The 20,920-nt window shown below is 63.3% G+C and carries 20 protein-coding genes and 1 tRNA gene; 7 read left to right on the forward strand and 14 right to left on the reverse strand.

The features are described 5' to 3' along the window. The first annotated feature begins 62 nt into the window (after positions 1 to 62). On the forward strand, positions 63 to 953 hold the full coding sequence (locus QX051_RS24605; RefSeq protein WP_315778003.1) for a LysR substrate-binding domain-containing protein: 891 nt from the start codon (positions 63 to 65) through the stop codon (positions 951 to 953). A gap of 66 nt (positions 954 to 1,019) precedes the next feature. Here QX051_RS24605 and hisN read toward each other — a convergent pair whose 3' ends face one another. Beyond that, a complete protein-coding gene (gene hisN, locus QX051_RS24610; RefSeq protein WP_315736484.1) occupies positions 1,020 to 1,805 on the reverse strand; it encodes a histidinol-phosphatase in 786 nt (261 codons plus the stop codon). A 484-nt stretch (positions 1,806 to 2,289) separates the two neighbouring features. Then, positions 2,290 to 3,174, reverse strand: a complete 885-nt coding sequence (locus tag QX051_RS24615; RefSeq protein WP_315736485.1) for an N-formylglutamate amidohydrolase — start codon at positions 3,172 to 3,174, stop codon at positions 2,290 to 2,292. 344 nt (positions 3,175 to 3,518) lie between these two features. Between QX051_RS24615 and cpdR the strand changes: the two genes are divergently transcribed. After that, positions 3,519 to 3,878 carry a cell cycle two-component system response regulator CpdR gene (gene cpdR / locus QX051_RS24620; RefSeq protein ID WP_006610087.1) on the forward strand — a complete coding sequence of 120 codons (360 nt, stop codon included), beginning with the start codon at positions 3,519 to 3,521 and terminating at the stop codon, positions 3,876 to 3,878. 118 nt (positions 3,879 to 3,996) lie between these two features. After that, positions 3,997 to 4,071: transfer RNA gene (locus tag QX051_RS24625), tRNA-Val, on the forward strand. Between the two features lie 528 nt (positions 4,072 to 4,599). On the opposite strand, the gene QX051_RS24630 is transcribed toward QX051_RS24625, so the two are convergent. Both QX051_RS24630 and QX051_RS24635 read right to left on the reverse strand, forming a co-directional pair. Continuing rightward, a complete protein-coding gene (locus QX051_RS24630) occupies positions 4,600 to 4,986 on the reverse strand; it encodes a hypothetical protein (RefSeq protein ID WP_315777901.1) in 387 nt (128 codons plus the stop codon). Between the two features lie 14 nt (positions 4,987 to 5,000). Next, positions 5,001 to 6,518 carry an MFS transporter gene (locus tag QX051_RS24635; protein WP_315777902.1) on the reverse strand — a complete coding sequence of 506 codons (1,518 nt, stop codon included), beginning with the start codon at positions 6,516 to 6,518 and terminating at the stop codon, positions 5,001 to 5,003. A gap of 165 nt (positions 6,519 to 6,683) precedes the next feature. On the opposite strand from QX051_RS24635, the gene QX051_RS24640 reads away from it, so the two are divergent. Further along, positions 6,684 to 7,541, forward strand: coding sequence for a LysR family transcriptional regulator (locus QX051_RS24640; protein WP_315777903.1), 858 nt, complete (start codon positions 6,684 to 6,686; stop codon positions 7,539 to 7,541). Positions 7,542 to 8,385: 844 nt separating this feature from the next. Here the strand turns inward: QX051_RS24640 and QX051_RS24645 are convergent. Both QX051_RS24645 and QX051_RS24650 read right to left on the reverse strand, forming a co-directional pair. After that, the gene (locus QX051_RS24645; RefSeq protein ID WP_315777904.1) at positions 8,386 to 10,488 is read right to left on the reverse strand and encodes an ABC transporter permease; all 2,103 of its coding nucleotides are present in this window, start codon (positions 10,486 to 10,488) and stop codon (positions 8,386 to 8,388) included. Positions 10,489 to 10,516: 28 nt separating this feature from the next. Beyond that, positions 10,517 to 11,788: an efflux RND transporter periplasmic adaptor subunit gene (locus QX051_RS24650; protein ID WP_315777907.1), complete on the reverse strand. Its 1,272-nt coding sequence runs from the start codon at positions 11,786 to 11,788 to the stop codon at positions 10,517 to 10,519. Between the two features lie 65 nt (positions 11,789 to 11,853). On the opposite strand from QX051_RS24650, the gene QX051_RS24655 reads away from it, so the two are divergent. Next, positions 11,854 to 12,078, forward strand: a complete 225-nt coding sequence (locus tag QX051_RS24655; protein WP_315777908.1) for a hypothetical protein — start codon at positions 11,854 to 11,856, stop codon at positions 12,076 to 12,078. Between the two features lie 92 nt (positions 12,079 to 12,170). Here QX051_RS24655 and QX051_RS24660 read toward each other — a convergent pair whose 3' ends face one another. From QX051_RS24660 to QX051_RS24675, 4 genes are all read right to left on the reverse strand, one after another. Beyond that, positions 12,171 to 12,464 carry a hypothetical protein gene (locus tag QX051_RS24660; RefSeq protein ID WP_315736492.1) on the reverse strand — a complete coding sequence of 98 codons (294 nt, stop codon included), beginning with the start codon at positions 12,462 to 12,464 and terminating at the stop codon, positions 12,171 to 12,173. A gap of 30 nt (positions 12,465 to 12,494) precedes the next feature. Continuing rightward, positions 12,495 to 12,728, reverse strand: a complete 234-nt coding sequence (locus tag QX051_RS24665) for a hypothetical protein (RefSeq protein WP_315736493.1) — start codon at positions 12,726 to 12,728, stop codon at positions 12,495 to 12,497. Positions 12,729 to 12,896: 168 nt separating this feature from the next. Continuing rightward, complete coding sequence (locus QX051_RS24670) at positions 12,897 to 13,487, reverse strand: Hsp20/alpha crystallin family protein (RefSeq protein ID WP_315777909.1); 591 nt, start codon at positions 13,485 to 13,487, stop codon at positions 12,897 to 12,899. 608 nt (positions 13,488 to 14,095) lie between these two features. Further along, positions 14,096 to 14,488, reverse strand: coding sequence for a BA14K family protein (locus QX051_RS24675; protein WP_315736495.1), 393 nt, complete (start codon positions 14,486 to 14,488; stop codon positions 14,096 to 14,098). Between the two features lie 153 nt (positions 14,489 to 14,641). Between QX051_RS24675 and QX051_RS24680 the strand changes: the two genes are divergently transcribed. Beyond that, the gene (locus QX051_RS24680; protein WP_409998137.1) at positions 14,642 to 15,133 is read left to right on the forward strand and encodes a hypothetical protein; all 492 of its coding nucleotides are present in this window, start codon (positions 14,642 to 14,644) and stop codon (positions 15,131 to 15,133) included. Between the two features lie 393 nt (positions 15,134 to 15,526). Further along, positions 15,527 to 16,426: an NAD(P)-dependent oxidoreductase gene (locus tag QX051_RS24685; RefSeq protein WP_315777910.1), complete on the forward strand. Its 900-nt coding sequence runs from the start codon at positions 15,527 to 15,529 to the stop codon at positions 16,424 to 16,426. A 167-nt stretch (positions 16,427 to 16,593) separates the two neighbouring features. Here the strand turns inward: QX051_RS24685 and QX051_RS24690 are convergent, their stop codons facing one another. The 4 genes from QX051_RS24690 to QX051_RS24705 form a co-directional block, all read right to left on the reverse strand. Next, complete coding sequence (locus QX051_RS24690; protein WP_315736497.1) at positions 16,594 to 17,373, reverse strand: ABC transporter permease; 780 nt, start codon at positions 17,371 to 17,373, stop codon at positions 16,594 to 16,596. Next, the gene (locus QX051_RS24695) at positions 17,370 to 18,482 is read right to left on the reverse strand and encodes an ABC transporter permease (protein ID WP_315778004.1); all 1,113 of its coding nucleotides are present in this window, start codon (positions 18,480 to 18,482) and stop codon (positions 17,370 to 17,372) included. The genes QX051_RS24690 and QX051_RS24695 overlap by 4 nt, the downstream gene beginning before the upstream one ends. Positions 18,483 to 18,517: 35 nt before the next feature. Next, complete coding sequence (locus tag QX051_RS24700; RefSeq protein ID WP_315777911.1) at positions 18,518 to 19,615, reverse strand: ABC transporter ATP-binding protein; 1,098 nt, start codon at positions 19,613 to 19,615, stop codon at positions 18,518 to 18,520. 105 nt (positions 19,616 to 19,720) lie between these two features. Further along, positions 19,721 to 20,737: an ABC transporter substrate-binding protein gene (locus tag QX051_RS24705; RefSeq protein WP_315778005.1), complete on the reverse strand. Its 1,017-nt coding sequence runs from the start codon at positions 20,735 to 20,737 to the stop codon at positions 19,721 to 19,723. Positions 20,738 to 20,920 lie beyond the last annotated feature (183 nt).

The following is a 20,920-nucleotide window of genomic DNA, read 5'->3' on the forward strand; positions in this document are numbered from 1 at the left end:
GCCGACGACACAATGTGGAGGTTACGGAGCAAGCCTTCGTCCAAGACTGAGGCAGGATGACCATGCGTTTCGATCTGGTCGATCTCAGGCTTTTCATTGCCGTGGCCGAGGCCCGCAGCATCACCGGCGGCGCCGACCGGGCGCATCTGGCGTTGGCCTCGGCGAGCGCGCGGATCAAGGGTCTGGAGGACGCGTTCGGCGTCGAGCTGTTCAAGCGCGGCCGGCGTGGCGTGGATCTGACCGCGGCGGGCGAGAGCCTGCTCGATCACGCCCGCATCATCATGGCCAATGTCGAGGCCATGCAAGGCGAGCTTTCGGGCTTCGCGTCCGGCCGCCGCGCCAATTTGCAGCTGCTCGCCAACACGGTCGGCCTCGCCGAGCATCTGCCCAAGGCGCTGGCCGCCTTCCTGCGCGAGCATCCCGACATCAACGTCGACGTCGAGGAGCGCGAAAGCACCGAGATCGCCGAGGCGATCGCGTCCGGCAGAGCGGATCTCGGCTTTGCGGCGGAGCATGCGTTGCCCGAGACGATCGAGCGCTTCGCCTTCGGCGAGGACCGGCTGATCCTGGTCGCCGGGCGGCGCAGCCCGTTCGCAGCCCGCCGGCAGATCGACTTCAGCGAGACCGCGGGGGAGGATTTCATCGGCCTCACGCAGGGGACGGCGCTCAACGTCCATATCGGCCGGCACGCCGCGCGGCTCGGCATCCGCCAGCACGTGCGGGCCAGGCTGCGCGATTTCGACGCGATCTGCCAGATGGTGGCGGCCGGGATCGGCATTGCCGTCGTGCCGGAAGCGGCGGCGCGGCGTTGCGCGCGGTCGATGCCGATCAGCCTCGTCGCGCTGCGCGACGCCTGGGCCGATCGCCGGCTCGTGATCTGCGCCCGCAGCTTCAAGGCGCTGCCGCGTCCCGCGAAGCTGCTCGTCGAGCATTTGCGCCGGGCCGCTGCATGAGACGTCCGGCGACAGGCCGGACGTCGCCGTTCAGCGCGAGGCGGAGCCAGGCCGGTGGAGGCGGGCTCAGCCCGCTGCCAGCCGCTTCAGCGCCGCTTCATGGACGCGCTTGTCGCCGGCGGCGACGATCCGGCCGCCGTTCTGCGCCGGGCCGCCTTCCCAATCGGTGACGATGCCGCCGGCGCCGTTGATGATCGGGATCAGGGCGGCGATGTCATAGGGCTTGAGCTCGGTCTCGATGACGAGATCGAGATGGCCGGCGGCCAGCATGCAATAGGAGTAGCAGTCGCCGCCATAGCGCGACAGCCGGGTCTCGGCCTCGACCCGGCCAAAGGTGGCGCGATCGGCCTCGTTCATCAACAATGGGCTCGTCGTATAGCACACCGCGTCCGCGAGACGCTCGCAGCGCCGGACCGAGAGCCGGCGCTCGCCGCCGCCGTTCTTGTAGTTGGCGGAGCCGTTGTCGCCGGCGAAGCGCTCGCCGATGAAAGGCTGGTGCATCATGCCGAACACCGGCGTGCCCTTGTGCAGCAACGCGATCAGCGTGCCCCAGGTCGGAAAACCGGCGATGAAGGACTTCGTGCCGTCGATCGGATCGAGCACCCAGACGTAATCGGCGTCCGCGCGCTCATTGCCGAACTCCTCGCCGACGATGCCGTGCTGAGGAAAGTTCGCCTTGATCAGGCGGCGCATCACCGCCTCGGCGGCGCGGTCGGCCTCCGTCACCGGATCGAAATCGTGCCGGCTGCTCTTGTTGTCGACCAGCAGCGAGGTCCGGAAGAACGGCAGGATGGTTTCGCCCGACGCGGTCGCCAGACGACCGATGAAGGCGGAGAAATCGATGACCGTCACAACGCGTCCTTGGGTGAGGGAATCGGGTGGCAATGAGCGGCTATGCCTAGCTCAAAGCGGTCCGGCGTGCATCCGGATATGGAACGCTGGCGTGGCATCTTGGATACCGTTTGGTGTCCGGCCCGCTGGCCGGGCGCGATTGATCCGTCGCTGGCCTCTCATGTGAAAGTGAAAGCGAAACCCGCGGTCCCTCTCGGGTCGTTTGGAATCTCCAATCAAGCCATTGACATCTATGATGAAAAGGAGAGGGCTGGGTCGCGCTGAACGCAACCCGGCCTATGTTTTTTTGCATGGAGAAGGGCGGAAAAACCCTTGCGCTTTGTGCAGCGCGATTGCATATTGTTGCGGTGCGGTAGCGCTTCGCGTTATCGCTGCCCTCCTTGGGCGTTTCCTCCCTAGACTTGGGCCGCTTGTCATTCAAGCGGCCCTTTTTTTTGTGCCGACGCCACCCGCCGAAATCCCTCGTACCGAAAGCGCAGCCGCTCTATTCCGCCGCCGCCTGGAACGGCCCGAGGTCGCCGAGCGGCACCGTCGCCAGCACCTCGGCGAGCACGGCGAGATCGGAAGCGACCTGCGCGAAACGCGGTCCGCGCTCCCTGCGGCGCTCGTCCATGTAGACCGCGCGATTGAGCTCGATCTGGATCGCATGCAAGCCCGTGGCCGGATTGCCGTAATGCTCGGTGATGAAGCCGCCGGCATAGGGCTTGTTGCGGCCGACGGAATAGCCGAGCCGGCCGAGCACGTCCTCGACCAGGTCCGGCAGCAACGACGCGCAGCTCGTGCCGTAGCGGTCGCCAATCACCATGTCGGGCCGGCGCGGCTCGTCGCGCGAGACGCCGACCGACGGCATCGAATGACAGTCGACCAGGACGACCGTGCCGAACTGCTGGTGCACGCGGTTGATCAGCCGGCGCAGCGCGCGGTGATACGGCTTGTACAGCGTCTCGATCCGATGCAGCGCCTCGTCGACGCTCAGCCGGTCGCGATAGATCTCCTGGCCGTCGCCGACCACGCGCGGGATCGTGCCGAGGCCGCCGGCCACCCGCATCGAGCGGGTGTTGGCAAAGCTCGGCAGCCGCCCGGTGAACATCCGCGGATCGAGCTCATAGGGCTCGCGATTGACGTCGACATAGCAGCGCGGGAAATGCACCCGGACCACCGGAAACCCGCGCGACAGGAGGTCTCCGATCAATTCGTCCATGAACGAATCTTCGGAGCGCCTGAGCGACGGCAGATCGATGCGCGAGGCCTGGAGGAAATCGTCGGGGTAGGCCGATCCGGAGTGAGGGGAATTGAAGATGATGGGCGCGCGCCATTCGGTCGGCTCCATGATCTCGAACGGCGGCAATTCGCCATCAAAGTCCGTCATCTCTGGGCGCCGTCCCCTTGGTCACGTGCGTCGATGTCACGTCCGTTGATGCGCCGGTATCCTCCGGCCGATTCGCGCTGGACAACGCAGGCACTGCTCTTGCCAACGCACATCTTCGATAATCCGAGCCGTTCTGCCAAGCGAAAAGCAATGAAAAAGTTCACCCGCCGTTTGGAACAACTCTGAGCTGGCGTGCTGTTTCGGTCGAAGACCGCACCTTCAGCCCTCAAATTGCCTTGCCGATGTCGGATCAAAAGGCGCAATCTTTCACCCGAAATTTACCGCCCGTCAGGCTTAGTGGCGGCAACGCTCCGCCTCTCACCCGGACCAGACAACCCCTCGCCATGCACAAAATCCTGCTCGCCGAAGACGACAACGACATGCGCCGCTTCCTGGTCAAGGCATTGGAAAATGCCGGGTTCCAGGTCTCGCCCCACGACAATGGCATGTCGGCCTACCAGCGGCTGCGCGAGGAGCCGTTCGAGATGCTGCTCACCGACATCGTGATGCCGGAGATGGACGGCATCGAGCTGGCACGCCGCGCCTCCGAACTCGATCCGGACATCAAGATCATGTTCATCACCGGCTTCGCTGCGGTCGCGCTGAACTCCGATTCGGAGGCGCCCAAGAACGCCAAGGTGCTGTCCAAGCCGGTGCACCTCCGCGAGCTCGTCAGCGAGGTCAACAAGATGCTGGCGGCCTGAGCCGTCGGGGACGGACGTCCGGAACTGGCGGATTATTCCCAATTTCGGCATTTTGCGTCCTTGCCTGCCTGCGTGGGAGCCGATATAGGGACGCCCACCCGAACGGACTTCTGGACTAGGGCACGTAGCTCAGCGGGAGAGCACTACCTTGACATGGTAGGGGTCACAGGTTCGATCCCTGTCGTGCCCACCATCGGCCGATCCGGCCGATGACCCAACCTCGGTCCATTCCCCGACCTTCGAAGAACCAGGCACCGAGATCCAGGCGCTGACATTGTCGGCGCGTGCGATTTTCCGGTGCACGGAGGCGCACCTGCGCCGAACGCGAGGCCTGCAGAGCGGCATGCCGATGGACGGTCCGGTGCTGGGCCGATTTGGCGAACTTGACGTTGTCGACATGATCAAAGGACATGGCTTCGCTGTCTCGCGGCGCGCTGTCGCGTCCGAGGCTTGCTGATCGATCGCCCTCTCAAATTAGAGGGCGCGGGGAATGCCGGGCGCTGGCCGCACCCATGGCCCGCCTGCAGAAAAAAAGCAGGCGGCAGTCACCACAGGTTCAGCCGAGAACACCCGGCATTCCCCGCGCGATGGTTTTGACGGCTGCTTCGCGATCTCCCCGGTGCGCCGGGCTTTCTGGCCACCGTATCGCACAACGTGCTTGCGCATGTTGCGCTGGACATCAGCATCGGGATGCCAGGACCACGCGACTTGACCGTGCGCATCAACGTCGTTCGTCGGCGCGGCTCAGCCACGCTGCAACATCGACACGCCCACCGCATCCCGCCTCGACGTTCGTGACGACCGCGAAGCGCCCCTCTTGTGAGACGGGACGGACGAGAGGAAAGCACAATTTCTGGAAAAAAGAAACAGAAATCTTCTTGCTCGAATGGCCGGCGAGGGCGATGTGTTTGAACCGGCGCGCGAAATGAGTTTTTCGGCGCATGCGGTTGGGGCCGCAATCGACCTCGAGCCCGCGGGGATGAGCCGGCACATCGCGCCTCGTGCGGGCTGCTTGCGCGGCAGCGATTTGCCCGGCGGGCCGGGCCACTCGATCTTTCGCCGGCGGGTCGTGAGTTCGAAGAGACTGGCCGACGGCCGAACGGACCATTCACCGCGCTGCCTTCAAACCATCGGCGACTTCATCGATCGATGGTCCTGAGGCCGAAAAGCAAGCAGGCTGACGAGAGCGAGCCCCCAAACGCCAACCCCACCGTAAAGCATCACCCATCCAAAGCCTTGGACAAGCGCCTGATGGACGAGCGACTCCGACAGCTCTGGAACGGAAACCAGACTTCCTGCGGCGATCCTCTCGGCGAAGAAGCGCAGATGCGCGGCGTCCAATGAATCCGGCAGCGCATTTTTGAGGTGTGCCAGCACGCCGCTGATCAAGATGAAACCCATCACCGCGATATTGATCGCCAGTGAGATCATCCGGGCGCTCATGTCGATGCCGGACGCCATACCGGCACGATCGCTCGAAACCGCACCCGTTGTCGTATTGGTAACAGGGGTGTTGGTCAGGCCGAGGCCGATCCCGGCGAACAGCGACCCGGGCAGCATCGTAAGCCAGCTTGCCTGCGCGGCGGCGCTACCAAATTTCATCAGAATGAAGCCCAGACCGATCATGAACAGGCCAACGGGAATGACGAAACCGGGCTGATAGCGTAGCGAAAGCCGCTCCGCCAGCGGCGGCACGACGAGCGTCGGAAGGGTGTAGGCAAGCAATGCGAGACCAGCAGAGACACTGTCGTAACCGAGGCCCGCCTGAAACCAGATCGGCAAATAGATCATGAAGGGCCAGAAGCTGAAGTTCATCGCGGCCGAGCCGATGATTGCGCCGGAAAAAGCGCGGATGCGGAATACCGAGAAGTCGAACATCGGTCGCGGGCTGAACTTTTCGGCGATGATGAAAGCGATGAAGCTCGCGATCGCAACGCCAATGACTCCCAGGGCGGTCGGGCTGGTGAAGCCAAGATCCGGTCCCTGTGTGATGAAGAAAGCGAGACAGAAGACCGACAACGACAGTGTGATGATGCCCGCAACGTCGAGACTGCCGGCCTCAGAGTCCTTCGATTCCTGAACGCCGCTGAGGGTGAGCATCAGTGTCAGGATCGCAAACGCGACATGGACGAAGAACACCCACTCCCAGCTCGAGACCGCGACGATCGCGCCGCCGATGATCGGACCGAAGCCAAGACCAATGCCGAAGATGATCCCCCACCAGCCGAAGGCGATGGCGCGCTGCCGTCCTTCCTGGAATTGATGCGAAAGGATGGCGATTTGGCAGATCAGCATCGCGCCGCCGCTCAGGCCCTGGAGAAATCGGGTGCCGATCAGCACCGAAACGTTCTCGGTCACGCCGCAGACAAGCGACGTCACGCCGAACGCGGCGATAGAGACCATGAAGATGCGCTTGCGCCCATAGCGGTCGGCCAGCGTCCCGGTCGCCATCAGAACGGTCGTCACCGCGATCGTATAGGCGTTCATGATCCATTGGAGTTGCTTGAAATCGGCGCGCAGCACCTGCTCCAGCGTCGGCAGGATTGCGGGGATGCTGGAAATCTCCAGGCCGAACATGAGGGACGAGAGGCAGGCGGCGGCCAAGGCGATTGTACTTCGGCGTGTCAGTGCAGGGGTCATGATTCGGCCTTCCGACGTTGTGGTCGGCAATGGTGAAATCCAGCGGTGATGAGAGGAGGCGCAACTCGGTTCGCGTGTTGCGGTGGGACGCAACATAGCCGGGACTTGACCATTCCAGAACTGGATGGTTGGATATTTCAAAGACAGCAAATTTGGATAGATGGGATGACCATACTGGACGTGGATGCCGTCCAGGCCTTCGTGACGATCGCCGATCAGCAGAGCTTCACACGGGCGGCGGAGGTGCTTGGCACCACCCAAGGCGCGATCAGTGTAAAGCTGAAACGGCTTGAAGACCGGCTCGGCCAGAAACTGATCGAGCGGACGCCGCGGTTGGTCCGGCTGTCGGCGCAGGGCGCGGTGTTCCTTGAATCGGCGCGCGACTTTCTTGCCGCCCATGACCGCGCCGTCGCGGGGCTATCCTCGACTCGCCGCCGGTTTGCGCTCGGCATTGCCAGCCATGTGGCTGGATCGGAGATTCCGACACTCCTTGCGCGGTTGAACGCACACGACCCGGCGCTCACCATCGAAGTGCGGCTCGACAATTCGCGCAACCTGCTGGACGCTTTCGACCGTGGCGAAATCGATGCGGCGATTATCCGCAGGGAGGACGACCGGCGCGACGGCGAGGTGCTTGCGCCGGAACACTTCGGTTGGTTTGCATCTCCGGACTTCGTGCATCGAGCAGGCGAGCCGCTGCGTTTGGCCGCGTTGTCGCCGTCCTGCGGAGTCCGTGACATCGCCACCCGCGCGCTCGACGCTGCGGGAATAGCCTGGACGGAGGTTTTCCTCGGCGGCGGTTCCTCCGTCGTGTCCGACGCAGTCTCGGCCGGCTTGGCCACCGCCGTATTCTCTTGCCGGCTCGCGCCGGCCGGCACGGTCGAGGTTAGCCGGCGGTTCGGACTGCCCTCGCTTCCCTCGTCCGAAATCATTCTTCTCTCGACACTCTCGGACGCCAAATCCCGCGAAGCGCTTAGAACCCTCGCGACTGCGTTTCGCGAGCACCGTCCACCCTTGGCGTAAATATCGCTTGTCGTCGTCGATCACTCCCCGTCGAGGCGCCCAGGCCGACATCGGCGCTTTGCCCCAGCGTGCGGATGACTGGAAGCCGTTCAGCAGACCGCTGACGTCAGACCACATCGATGGTGGGAAGCCGGGCGTCGTCCGTGATGCAATCCCAGGCGAACCGCCGCGCGGTCGAGCCAGACCGCCGGTGCCATGGCCGAGGTTCGAGCCCTTGGTCAGCGGCCCGGCGGCCCAGGTGAAGCCTCCGCCGTCCAGGAGCAGCGCGTCGAGCGCCTTCGGCACGAACGCGGCCACATCAGCCTGCTGAGCCGGCGTCAGCCAATCCCCTCCGAGCAACAGCGGGATGACGTTTGCCTCGTCGGGTGGACATGAATCGAGCTAACATGTCCTTGCTCGCTGAAGCCCGCGTCATGTTCGCAGACGATATCTTTGGACACATCGTCGATCGCGCGTACGAGCTCCTGGGCGTTCCGCCTCTCGTCGCCGCCGAAGACCCATGCCTGGAACCAAAAAGTGGCATTTTGCGCGGGCATCCCCATGTTAAGTAAATGGCAAAATGGCAGAAATCGACCACGCGGCAACCGCATAAGACGAAGGCTGAGCTCCGTGAGATGCTGACCGAGGCAGTCCGGAACACGGCGAGTTCGGGCCCGCGACCGAAGCGCCTGGCGAAACTCGACGGCATTGCTGATGGGGCGGCGGCTTCCGTCGATTAGGCTTCTGCATCCTGGCCTGGTTCGTTCAGTCCATACGAGCGAAGTCTTTCGAAAATTCCTGAAGGAGTTAGGATGCGCAAGTTTCCCGAGCCCGTCAACGTGGGGCCGTCTGGTCAACGTATTGCTTACTCGTAGCGCAGCGCTTCGATGGGATCGAGCCGAGCGGCCTTTCGCGCGGGGTAGTAGCCGAAGAATATGCCAACGGCTGCCGAGAACAGGAACCCGCCGGCAATCGCGGCCAGGGATATCGGCGCCGGCCAGCCTGTGAGGATGGAGATGGCGACGGACAACGCCGCGCCGATGACAATTCCCACGATGCCGCCGCTGACGCTGATGAAGATCGCCTCGGCAAGAAATTGTAGCAGGACGTGCAATCTCCGCGCGCCAATCGCCATCCGTAGTCCGATCTCCCGCGTTCGCTCCGTCACCGAGACGAGCAGGATGTTCATGATGCCGATGCCGCCGACCACAAGCGAGATGGACGCCACCGCGGCCAAGAGGAGCGCCATGATGCGGCTGCTTCCCTCCGCGGTCTGCGCAATCTGACTGAGGTTGCGCACGGAAAAATCGTTGATGGTGCCTGGGCGGATGCGGTGACGCCGCGCCAGGATTTCAGTAGCTTGATCGATCGCCGCCTGGATGCCGGCCTGATCCACCGCCTGCACGTAAATCTGATTCACATACCCGGTCATGCGCGGTTGAAGCCCATACGGATTCGGCGGCGTCGGATAAATCCAGTTGATCGCCGTTTGCTGCTGGCTTGGGGCGGCAACGCCGATAATCTTGCGCTCGGCGGTGGTGAACGGAACCATGATCAGATCGTCCTGGTCCTGCCCAAAAGATGTCTGTCCCTTGGTTTCAAGAATTCCGACCACCCGCAACGACACACCCTTGGCCTGCACCGTCGCCCCGATCGGATTCTGAGAGGTGCCGAAGAGTTGCCGGCGCACGGTCTCGCCGAGGACCGCGACCAGCGCCGAGCTTCGCTCGTCCTCCGGAGTGATCGCCCGCCCTGCGGCGATCTGCCAGTTCGTCATCGGAGGATAATTGGCGCTTACGCCCTGAATGCCGGTGGTCCAGTTCTGGTTCGCAAAGCGGATCAGCCCCGGCTGGCGGATGAGGTAGCTCACCGCCCCGGCGGCGGGTGCCTCCTGCCGGATCGCCCGGACGTCGGCAACGGTCAGCGTCGAAGCGCTTCCGGAGCCCCCCCGAGCGCCCCCGCTTGTGGCGGCGCCCGGCAGGATGACCACGAGGTTGGTCCCGAGCCTTGCGATCTCCTTTCGGACCGCCTCGTTCGCCCCCTGGCCGACGGACACCATGACAATCAATGCGGCGACGCCGATGAAGACTCCAAGCATTGTCAGCGCTGAACGCATCTTGTTGCGCCAGATCGCCTCGGCGGCCGCCGTCATCACCATCCAGGCAAAGGGCCATGATGCGACCGACATTGCGACGTAGGCCGACCGCTCCCTGGGCCGGACCAATTTGTCCGCCGTCCCGCTGGCCGGCTGCGGCGCCTTGGCGACCTTTGTCTTCTTCACATCCGTGATGATCTGGCCGTCGCGCATGGTCAGCACGCGATCGGCAAAGGCCGCGACATCCGGCTCGTGGGTCACCACGATGATGGTGACGCCCTGTTCGCGATTGAGCGAGCTGAGCGTCTGCATGATCTCGTTGGAGTTGCGGGTATCGAGATTGCCGGTCGGCTCGTCTGCCAACAGCAGGCTCGGCTGATTGATCAGGGCCCGCGCGATTGCCACCCGCTGCTGCTGCCCGCCCGACAACTGGCCCGGCGTGTTGCGCTCCCGGTCCCGCAGTCCAAGCTTGTCCAGAACCGCGCGGGCCCGCTCGAAGCGCGCGCTCGCGTGGCTCTGGCCGGACATCGCGTACAGAAGCGGCAAGGCGACGTTGTCGATGGCGCTGGTGCGCGGCAACAGATTGAAGCTCTGGAATACGAACCCAAGCCGCTCGCTGCGAAGGCCGGCGAGATCCGGCTCCGCAAGCTGCGCGACGTCGATGCCGTCGAACCAGTAGTGACCGGCGGTAGGCCGATCGAGGCAACCGAGGATCGACATCAGCGTCGACTTGCCCGATCCGGACGCGCCCATGATGGCGATGAACTCGCCATGTTCGACGATCAAGCTGACGTCCGAAAGCGCGCGAACGTCGATGTCGCCGACATGATATGTCCGCGACACTCCCTCAATCCTGATAACCGGCTCCGCCATGTGCCTTCAATCGTTGTGGCTGATGCGATCAGAGGCGGGGCCGCGGCACGCTGGAACGTGCTTTCGCTGAATTCCGTTGCTCCGCGACGATCACCCGGTCGTCGATCTTCAGGTCGCCTTGCACGATCTCCGTAAACTCGTCGTCGTCGAGCCCGACCATGACCTGAACCGGCACCGGCGATCCGTCCCGCAGCACCCAAACGCGCGCTTGTTTCGTGTCGCCAAGGGCGGTCCCGGTCGGGACATAACGCAACGCCCGGTTCGGAACTCGGAGCACGCCGCTGCGCCGATCGATGATGATCCTTGTCGCCGCCGTCAGGCCCGGCTTGAGCGCCAGATCAGGGTTGTTGACGCTGACGACGACATCGTAAGTGATGACGTTCTGCACGGTTTGCGGGGACTGGCGGACCTGGGTCACCGTTCCCTCGAACAGACGTTTCGGATATGCGTCGACCGTGAACGTCGCCTTGTCGCCATTCTTGATGCCGCCGATGTCGCTCTCGCTGACATTGGCGTCCACCTGCATCCTGGTGAGGTCGGTCGCGATCAGAAACAAGGTGGGAGTCTGGAAACTCGCCGCCACAGTTTGTCCCATGGTGACGGCGCGCGAAACGACCGTGCCATCGACCGGCGAGATGATGTTGGTATAGTCGAGATTGACCTGTGCCGCGGCGAGCACGGCTTCGCGCTGCTGGATGGTGGCCCCGTCAAACGCAATTTGCGCCAGAGCCTGATCGTACACGTTTTTCGCATTGTCGTAGGCGTCCTCCGACACGGCGCTTGTCCTGACGAGCGTGGCGAGGCGTTCCAGGTTGGCCTTGGCATAGGTGAGCGATGCCTTGTCCTTTTCCAGTTGCGCTTTCGCGATGGCGAGACTGGCTTTCGCCTGATCGACGATGCTCTGATAAGGGCGGGGATCAATCTTGGCGCAGCTTTGTCCGCGTTTGACCTGCGTGTTGTAATCGCAACTCAATTCCTGGATCACGCCGGAGACGTAGGTCCCGACAATGATCGTCAATTCCGGATTGACCGCCCCCGTGGCGTTGATGTCGCGCGCGATGTCGCCGATCGCAACGGATGCTGTCTCATATCGAACTGAAGCGTCGCCGCTGAACGACCACCAGATGCCCAGGGATGCAGCAAGAAGCAGTGCCGCGATCCCAACGAGAGCCCAGCGCCTCGTCGCAAATCGTGACTGTACGGCCGGCTCGCTGACCGGGCGTCCAGTCGATGGACGCGGCACATAGGGCAGAGCTTCCCTGCTTTCGGCCGCAGCACCAGTGCCGAGCTGCGTGTTCATCTCGCTTTGGCTCCGGGCCTGGAATGATGGTCATTGCCACCATAGGCTACGGCTAGGCCGAATTGTTGATTGGGATCAAGGTATACGGCCCGGTGCCGGCCAAGGCCAACGACGCGGCTATCGTTGTTCGTGAAAATGGCGAGATGGAAATGTTCATTCGACAGGCAAAGGGCGACGAGGAACTTCCGCCCGGCCAGGTCGTTCTGGCCCTTTTCGGAATGACATTTCACGATGAGCGAGTGCGCAGACTGTTGGCGCAAATTGTAAAAGAGAAGCAAAGCCAAACATGACGTCGCCGCAGGTCGTCGTGCGCGCGGCGCCGGATCAGTCGGCTTGGGGTGCGGAGTTCATCAGATGATGGCGGTGAAAAGGCGCGGCGAAGTTAGACCTCACGCGAGGGGCCGGCACCGTCGCGATCCTCGTTGAAGAGCGCTCTCAGCAAACGCCAAAGTTCGCGGTGACCAGCTGTTTGACCGCCCTGCGTCAGATAGTCCGAAATATCCATTGTCGCCGTTTGGTATTCGATCGTGCCCCCAATGCCAGTCTCCAAACGCGCCACCTCTCGCTCGACATACAAGTTCTTGGTGTCTGTATCGAAGACAAGGAAACAGCGATCCTCGCGTGTGATATCGGGGCCTTTTACCTGGCGATACAGTTCCCTTTTTAGGAAGGCCATTGTCCGCTCCCGACGAGGACGATGCGATAGCTATGTGTCTTGGGTCAACAAGGTTCTGACCCTTGTAGCGGCGTCATAGATTTCGATTTTGAGCATCGGATAAGTCGACTTCAGTTTACGACCTGATGCTTCGGCCGCTTCGGCCGTCTCAAACGCCGACTTGAAGTGCCCGTCGACAATGACCACAAATCCTTCCGACGGCGGCCGGTCGGCACGTGGCACCTTCTGCTCAGACTCCTCAATTGAGCGAACTGACTTCTTCATCGGAGCTCTCATTCTATCGCAGAAGCGTGATGGCGGCTCGCTGAGACCATGAAGCCGATCAAGCTACGAAGTCTCATTCGATCGCGGCACCGGAGGAGGCGAATGACCAAATCCGGAGACCGCGACCGGCTTACCTCGGTCTGGTCTCCGGCTTTCTGCCGTGCAGAACTAAGCGGCCTTGCCAGGTGCGGCGGCCTTGTTCGGTGCGGGGCTTGCGCTCGGTGGAGCACCTGTCTTGATATCGATCGTCTTGGTGGTCTTCACCGCCTTGGCCGGCTTCTTGATGGCGAGATGCAGCACGCCTTTGTCGAAGTGAGCTTCGACGGCTCCCTCTTCCGGCTCGAATGGGAGAGACATCGATCGATAGAATGAGCCGTAGCTGCGCTCCTCGACGTGCCAGTCCTTTTCGTCCTTCGTGCTCTCCGCCTTCTTCTCGCCGGAGATAACCAGCTGGTTGCCGTCCAGGCTGACCTTGATATCTTTGTCGTCCACGCCGGGAAGTTCGGCGGTCACTTCGAAAGCATCCTTGGTTTCCGCCACGCTGACTGCTGGCGCCCCGGCACCGATGCTGGGAGAAGGCAAACCCTGATCGAAAACGCGAAGCGCGTTCTCCATTTCACGCCGCATGGCCCTGAATGGGTCGAATGCAGGCTCCTGGCTGGTAGTCCACAATCTCGGAAGGCTCATCTGGTTTCTCCGCAGGTTGAAGAAAGAAAACAGCCTGCTCCTCGCGGTCATGGCGACCTTGATGTAGCGCAAAGCCGCGGGGGTAATTTCGAGGCGGAAAGGCCGGCATGACGATAAAGGAGAACGCGTCAACGGAGTTGACCTAATCAAAGCAACAAGCTTGGGCCCGCTGCGCGGCGCATGTTTAGCCGTGACGTTCCCAAACGCAGATAAGCGCTACCGCGAATCTTCTGTATATCTTGGATTAATCGTGCCCTCAGTATGGCACGTGGCGGCGACGATAGCAGTAGGGACAACCGTATTGGCCTGGTGCGTAGTAGCCCGGCGCGAAATGGCCGGGCCCGTAGGTAGCGACTCCAGCTTCGGCGCCAGGGAGCCCAGAACCGATTGCGGACTCTGGAAGCGCGGTAGTAGCGGCCACGATAGCGTCAGTAGTCGACCTCCGTCACGCCGGACGAGGAGGCCCTTGTTTCAGAAGAACAGCGCTCGACGAGACTGGAGCAGCCTCTGAAGGGGAGCACGGAGTCCAATAATGTCCACTCATTTTCATGAGTGGACAAGGATGAACGGAGCCCGCCAATGAGGCGTCCAGCTATAGCGGATTTGTTCTATTTCGAGCGGTTGATCTGAATAGATGACAGGTTTGAATCACGACAGACAGGCGGAGACTCCGGTTACTCTCACGGGCATGGATGTCGTAAGCCGTCGTAACCAAGATACGTGCCGGAATACGGGTCATAAGACCTGAAGCGTTGCGCACAATAGCTGACCGCGTCGCCCACATAGGGAGCCGGAGCGACGTAGACCGGCCCGGGACCGTAGCCGTAGTATCCGTAGGGTTGCGTTGCCCCAATGATCGCTCCGCCGATCAGCGCGCCAGCGATGCCTGCACCAATTCCGACACCCGCGCCGCCGTGCCAGCCATGGCGATATCGCACGGTCTCGACCGATGGCGCCACGGCGCTGCGCAGCATCAGCGGGGAGGTTACCGGAGCGGCAATGACAGGGGCAACGAGAAGTGGTGTGGTGGCGATGATGAGTGCAGCCAGCACGGTTTTGGACGACTTGTTCATAGGGCATCTCCAAGATCATTTTCGGGGAGCGCAGCTACCCGCATCCGGTGTCTCAAAAACGACAATGATCCGAGAAGGCCTGTATGAATTGATCTAGCGCAACGTCAGCGTGCATCGATTGGACAAATCTGATCTTGTCTCATCGGAGAGCTCGTGAAGCTGCAGCGCTGCGTGATTGAGCGCGGTCAGCGCATCCTCGTCATCATCGAAGGTCGCGACGCCGCCGGCAAGGATGGCACGATCAAGTCGATCGTCGAACCTCTAAGCCCGCGTGATACCCGCGTCGTAGCGCCAAGCAATCGGGAACAGTGTTCATGGTACTTCCAGCGTCACGTTTCGCACTTGCCCGCGGCAGGAGAGATCGTGCTGTTCAATCGCAGTTTATATAAACGGGCTGGAGTTGAGAGCATCATGGGCTTCTGCACCAAGGAGGAAACCGAGGAATTCCTCGAGATCGTGCCGGCATTCGAGGCAATGATCGAGCGTTCGGGTATCACGCTGCTCAAGTACTACCTTGATATTTCGAAACAGGAGCAGTGGAGGCGGAGCCTTTTGCGGGTTGCGAGACGGACGGGCCGCAGAGCAGGATCGTCGCCAATACTGCAACGAATGACGGCGCGACGACGCGAGACGACAATCGCATGACAACTCCTTTCCGGGACGGACCAGCCGCCCAGTGCATCTACGTAGCGGCAATTAGTTACCGATCACGAGTGCGGGAACTTGGCTGCTGATGGTGAGAAAGATTCTCAGCGGCCGCTGTCGCCGGCGTCGTGATGGATCAGAGGCGAATGAGTTGCTTGGGTTTGGCCTGTCGGGACATTGGCCGAATTCGGATTGTTGGAATCGTGCGTGGAATATTTCATCTACAAGGAGCAGCTTGAAATGGATCGCCTGCCGGCCGGCGCGTTCGTCAGCCCATGCGGCGCGGCAACACGGTTCGACGTCGAGGGACAGCGGGCCGCGGCCGGTTGGAAGTTCCTATGGAGCGGGCGCGGCGGAAGCTGCTAGAACCGACGCATTCACGAGGACAGAACAATGACAGCCAAACGCGTGGTGTTCACCGGGGGAACAGGCAAGGCGGGCAGGCATGTGCTGCCGCATCTGCAGGACAAGGGCTACGAGCTCCTCAACGTCGACCTCAAGCCGTTCGATCACCCCGGGATCAACACCCTGATCGCCGATCTGACGGACAGCGGCCAGGCCTTCAACGCGCTGACCACGCATCATGGCTTCGGCGGCTTCAACGCCGGCCGGCCGCCACGGGCGCCGGATGCCGTGGTGCATTTCGCCGCGATCCCGCGGGTGCTGATCGAGCCCGACAATGAGACCTTTCGCGTGAACACGATCAGCACCTACAACGTCATCGAGGCCGCGGCGAAGCTCGGCGTCCGCAAGATCATCATCGCCTCCAGCGAGACCACTTACGGGGTCTGCTTTGCGGAGGGCGACAAGGACTTCAGGAGCTTTCCGCTCGAGGAGGACTACGACACCGATCCGATGGATTCCTACGGGCTGTCCAAGGTCGTGAACGAAAAGACCGCGCGGGCGTTTGCGATGCGCTACGGCATCGACATCTATTGCTTGCGCATCGGCAACGTCATCGAGCCGCATGAATACGACAGGTTTCCCGGCTTTCTCGCCGATCCCCCGTCGCGCAAGCGCAATGCGTGGTCCTATATCGACGCCCGCGACCTCGGCGAGATCGTGCATCTGGCGATCCAGAAGGACGGGCTCGGCTTCCAGGTCTTCAACGCCGTCAACGACACGGTGACGGCTGATATCCCGACGCGCGAGCTGCTGCGCCGCTACTGTCCCAACGTCCCGATCACCCGTGAGCTCGGCGAGCGCGAAGCGCCGCTGTCGAACCGCAAGGCGCGCGAGGTGCTCGGGTTCAAGGAAGCGCACAATTGGCGGAAGTACGTGAAGGCGGGGTAGGGCGATCTGACTTGACGATCAGGGTTGTAGCCCGGCTCTCTCCACGACGTCATGGCCGGGATCGTCCCAGCCATCCGCGTCTTCATGCGTGGAGGAAAGGACGTGGATGCCCAGGTCAAGCACGGGCATGACGAGTAACTCGACGGGCAGGCGTGCGCGTCGGGCCTTCACGACATCCGCCGCCGGATCGCGAGCATCGCCAGCGACAGCGCGATCGTGCCGACGATGAACACGGCCGCCGCCGAGACGATCGCCGGGCTGATGTTCTCGCGGATGGTGGCGAACATCTGCCGCGCCAGGGTGCGCTGATTGGGGCCGGCGACGAACAGCGTCAGCACCACCTCGTCCAGCGAGGTCGCAAAAGCGAACAATGCGCCGGAGATGATGCCGGGCAGCGCGATGGGAAAGGTCACCGAGCGCAGCACCATGGCGGGCGAGGCGCCGAGGCTCGCGGCGGCCCGCTCGAGCTGGATATCGACGCCCTGCAAGGCCGAGGAGACGTTGACCAGCACGAACGGCACGGCGACGACGGTGTGCGCGATGATGACGCCGAGATAGGTGTTGGTGAGCCCATAGCGCGAAAACATCAGCTGCATGCCGACGCCGAGCACCACCGCCGGCACGACCATCGGCAGCAGGAACACGGTGCGCAAGGTCGAGATCAGCAGCGAGGCGCGCCTGCCGCGCAGGCCGAGCGCGGCGAGCGTGCCGAGCAACGTTGCAAGGGCTGTGGTCCCCGAGCCGATCAGCAGGCTGTTGACGATGGACAGCCGCCAGGACTCGGCCGTGACCAGCTCGCGAAACCAGCGCGTCGAATAGCCGGGAATGGGGTAGTTCAGGAACACGCTGTCGGTCAGCGACAACGGCAGCACCGCGATCAATGGTCCGAGCAGGAACACGACGACGGCGATCGCGAACAGCAGCTTGATGAGCGGCAGCCATTTCATGCGCGCTGCTCCTCGGCCGAGGTCAGCCGGATGTAGACGGCATAGAGCAGGATCGTCATCGCCAGCAGGACGAGACCGAGCGCACCGGCCATGCCCCAGTTCGCCGCCCCCGTGGCGTAGTAGGCGATCACCGAGCTGATCATCTGGTCGTTGGCGCCGCCGATCAAAGCGGGCGTGATATAGTAGCCCAGCGCGGCCATGAATACGAGCAGCGCTCCCGAGACGACGCCGCGCATCGCCAGCGGCAGCAGCACGTGGACGAAGGCGCGCAGCGGATGCGCGCCGAGCGAGGCCGCCGCCGGCATCAGGTTGCGCGGAATCGCGATCAGCACGCTGAAGATCGGCAGCACCATGAACGGCAGCAGCACATGCGTCATGGCGATGACGACGCCGAGCCGGTTGAACATCAGCGGGACCGGCGCTGAAGTAAGGCCCAATCCCCTGAGCGTGGCATTGATCAGGCCGTTGTCCTGCAGCACGACATACCAGGCCGCGGTGCGCACCAGGAGCGAGGTCCACAGCGGCAGCAGCACCGCGCCGAGCAGGATCTGCCGGCGCCAGCCGTCGACCGAGGCGGCCACCATCGCGAACGGCAGGCCGATGAGGATGCAGGCCAGCGTCACCAGCGCCGAGGTCACGAAGGTCCGGATCATGATCAGGCGGTTGGCCGAGGCGCCCTCCGGCATCGCAGCGATATTGCCGGCGGCGTTGCGCTCGAGGTCGACGGCAGCGAGCAGGTTCTTGTCGGTCCAGGGCGAGGCCACGGCCTCGGCGATGGTCGTCCAATAGGAGGTCTCGCTCCAGCGCGAGTCGATCGCGGCGAGGTCGACCGCGCCGGTGCTGTCGAGCGCGCGGCGGGTCTTGCCGAGCAGGCTGCGGAAGCCGGACTGCGCGCTGTTCAGGCGGCGAACGAGATCGCCGAACTGCTCGTCATTGGCCAGCTTGCGGATGTCGTCGACGAACGCGGCCTGTGCGGTTGCAGGAGGCACGCTTATGCGGTCCCAGCGCGCCAGCGCCTTGTGGGTGCGGGGCAGGGACTCGGTCGCGACCGGATCCGATACCGCCGACTTCATCATCGTCACCAGCGGCACGACGAAGAACGACAGCATGAACGCCAGAAGCGGCGCCAGCAGAAGAAATGCCGTCAACCGTTGGCGGAGGTCTGGTCGCATGATCCCACCACCCAGACATCCGACGCCGCGAACGACAGCGCGACCTCGCTGCCGACCTCCGCAGCCTGACCACCGGCACGATCGCCCTTGATGATCAGCCGCTGCGCGCCGACCGTGGCGACCAGACGCATGTGATCGCCGAAATACACCGCATCCAGGATGCGCGCGGTCAGGCGGTTCGCGGTCGCCGCTGCATGATCGTTGATCCGGATGGCCTCGGGACGGATCGAGACCTGCACCCTGCCGCCATCAATGCGGCCGGCGCCGGCATGCGCCGCCAGCGCGAGGCCCGAGTCCGTCGTCAGCCGCACCGCCTCGCCCGCGTGCTCGTCGACCTTGCACGCCAGCAGGTTGGTCTCGCCGATGAACTCGGCGACGAAGGACGTGCGCGGCAGCTCGTAGATCTCACGCGGCGTGCCGATCTGCTCGATCCTGCCATGGTTGAACACGGCAATGCGGTCCGACATCGTCAGCGCCTCGTCCTGATCGTGGGTGACGAACACGATGGTGAGGCCGAGCCGGCGGTGCAGGTCGCGGATGTCGAGCTGCATCTGCTCGCGCAGCTTCTTGTCGAGCGCGCCGAGCGGCTCGTCCATCAGCACCACCTGCGGCTCGAACACCAAGGCGCGGGCGAGCGCGACGCGCTGCTGCTGGCCGCCGGACAGCTGCGCCGGCTTGCGCTCGGCCATGGTCGACAGCTTGACCATGTCGAGCACGCGGGCGACGCGCTGCGCGATCTCGGGCTTGGACGTGCCGCGCATCTTGAGCGGAAAGGCGATGTTGTCGCGCACGCTCATATGCGGGAACAGAGCGTAGTTCTGGAACACGACGCCCATGTTGCGCTTGTGCGGCGGCAGCCCGTCGACCCTGGCGCCGCCGACCTCGATCGTGCCGCTGGTCGGCTGCTCGAAGCCGGCCAGCATCATCAAGAGCGTGGTCTTGCCGGAGCCGGAGGGCCCGAGCAGGGCGACGAACTCACCGCGGGCGATATCGAGATCGAGATCGTCGACCACGGTCAGCGCAGCGAAGCGCTTGACCACCTGCCGGAACGAGATGAAGGGGGTATCCATGACGGAGGCTTTCGGCGCGGACCTCGCCGGGACTCATGCACGAGGAGGGCAGGCGCGCGTCGCGACGACGATCATCGCGCGCCCGGTTTGCTGAAGCGGCGAGCCTCAGCGCGCCAGCCAGGCGTTGAAGCGCTTCGACAGCTCTTCCGAATTGTCGGTCCAGAAGCCGACGTCGAGCGCGATCGCCTGCTTGAGATTATCGGGGGTCGTCGGCAACTCGGCGGCGAATTTTTCCGGCACCAGCTTGGCGGCGGCGATGTTCGGCAGGCCGTAGGCGATGTATTCGGGCAGCTTGGCCTGGTTCTCGGCCTGGCTCGCAAACGCGATGAAGTTCATCGCGGCATCCTTGTTCGGCGAGCCCTTCAGCACCACCCAGCTATCGACCGCGTAGATGCTGCCCGGAAACACGAAACCGAAATGCTTGCCCTCCGTGCGGTTGATGGCGCTGATGCGGCCGTTATAGACTGAGGTCATCGCGACCTGGCCGGACGACAACAGCTGCAACGGCTGCGCACCGGCCTCCCACCAGACGATGTCGGCCTTCAGCGCGTCGAGCTTCTTGAAGGCGCGGTCGACGCCCTCCTTGGTCTTCAGCATCTTGTAGACGTCGGCCGCTGGCACGCCGTCGGCCATCAGCGCGAATTCGAGCGTGTATTTGGCGCCCTTGCGCAGGCCGCGCTTGCCGGGAAACTTCGCCGTGTCCCAGAAGTCCGCCCACGTCTTCGGCGCGTCCTTGATCTTGTCGCCGTCATAGGACATGCCCGTCGACCAGACGATGGCGCCGACGCCGCAATCGCTGACGCCGGCCGGGATGAAGCCTTTCTTGTCGCCGATCTTGCTCCAGTCGATCTTCTCATAGATGCCGTCGCTGCAGCCGAGCTCGAGCTCCTCGGCCTCGACCTGCACCGCATCCCAGTTCGGCACCCCGGCCTTCACCTTGGCCTGCAGCACGCCGTAGCCGCCGTCCCAGCTCTCGTCGAGCATGGTGGCGCCGAGCTTGGCGGCGAACGGCTGGAAGTAGATCTTGCGCTGCGCGTCCTGATAGTTGCCGCCCCACGACACCACCGTGAGATCGCGCGCTTGCGCCGCCGCGGCGAGGCTCAGCACGGCTGCCGCAGCCACCAGCACCGTCTTCGAGACGGTGAGGGCCGCGCGTGGCGTCGCCCGACCCGTTCCGTTCGACACCTTCACACTCGTGGGGCTGGTCCGCCGTGAAAACATGCTCGATGATCCGTCGCGCTTTGAAAGGTTCAAAAAAGCTATCGGCTGTTCCCAGTCGTGGCAAGCGCGAGTTTTGATCGTGAG

It is taken from the genome of Bradyrhizobium sp. SZCCHNR1053, from assembly GCF_032381235.1.
In the GTDB taxonomy this organism is placed as follows: domain Bacteria; phylum Pseudomonadota; class Alphaproteobacteria; order Rhizobiales; family Xanthobacteraceae; genus Bradyrhizobium.

Coding starts and splice junctions, on each gene's coding strand:
- QX051_RS24605 (WP_315778003.1), top strand. CDS start 63: ATGCGTTTCGATCTGGTCGATCTCAGGCTTTTCATTGCCGTGGCCGAG.
- QX051_RS24615 (WP_315736485.1), bottom strand. CDS start 3,174: ATGACGGACTTTGATGGCGAATTGCCGCCGTTCGAGATCATGGAGCCG.
- cpdR (WP_006610087.1), top strand. CDS start 3,519: ATGCACAAAATCCTGCTCGCCGAAGACGACAACGACATGCGCCGCTTC.
- QX051_RS24630 (WP_315777901.1), bottom strand. CDS start 4,986: ATGGTCCGTTCGGCCGTCGGCCAGTCTCTTCGAACTCACGACCCGCCG.
- QX051_RS24635 (WP_315777902.1), bottom strand. CDS start 6,518: ATGACCCCTGCACTGACACGCCGAAGTACAATCGCCTTGGCCGCCGCC.
- QX051_RS24640 (WP_315777903.1), top strand. CDS start 6,684: ATGACCATACTGGACGTGGATGCCGTCCAGGCCTTCGTGACGATCGCC.
- QX051_RS24645 (WP_315777904.1), bottom strand. CDS start 10,488: ATGGCGGAGCCGGTTATCAGGATTGAGGGAGTGTCGCGGACATATCAT.
- QX051_RS24650 (WP_315777907.1), bottom strand. CDS start 11,788: ATGAACACGCAGCTCGGCACTGGTGCTGCGGCCGAAAGCAGGGAAGCT.
- QX051_RS24660 (WP_315736492.1), bottom strand. CDS start 12,464: ATGGCCTTCCTAAAAAGGGAACTGTATCGCCAGGTAAAAGGCCCCGAT.
- QX051_RS24665 (WP_315736493.1), bottom strand. CDS start 12,728: ATGAAGAAGTCAGTTCGCTCAATTGAGGAGTCTGAGCAGAAGGTGCCA.
- QX051_RS24675 (WP_315736495.1), bottom strand. CDS start 14,488: ATGAACAAGTCGTCCAAAACCGTGCTGGCTGCACTCATCATCGCCACC.
- QX051_RS24685 (WP_315777910.1), top strand. CDS start 15,527: ATGACAGCCAAACGCGTGGTGTTCACCGGGGGAACAGGCAAGGCGGGC.
- QX051_RS24690 (WP_315736497.1), bottom strand. CDS start 17,373: ATGAAATGGCTGCCGCTCATCAAGCTGCTGTTCGCGATCGCCGTCGTC.
- QX051_RS24695 (WP_315778004.1), bottom strand. CDS start 18,482: ATGCTGTCGTTCTTCGTCGTGCCGCTGGTGACGATGATGAAGTCGGCG.
- QX051_RS24700 (WP_315777911.1), bottom strand. CDS start 19,615: ATGGATACCCCCTTCATCTCGTTCCGGCAGGTGGTCAAGCGCTTCGCT.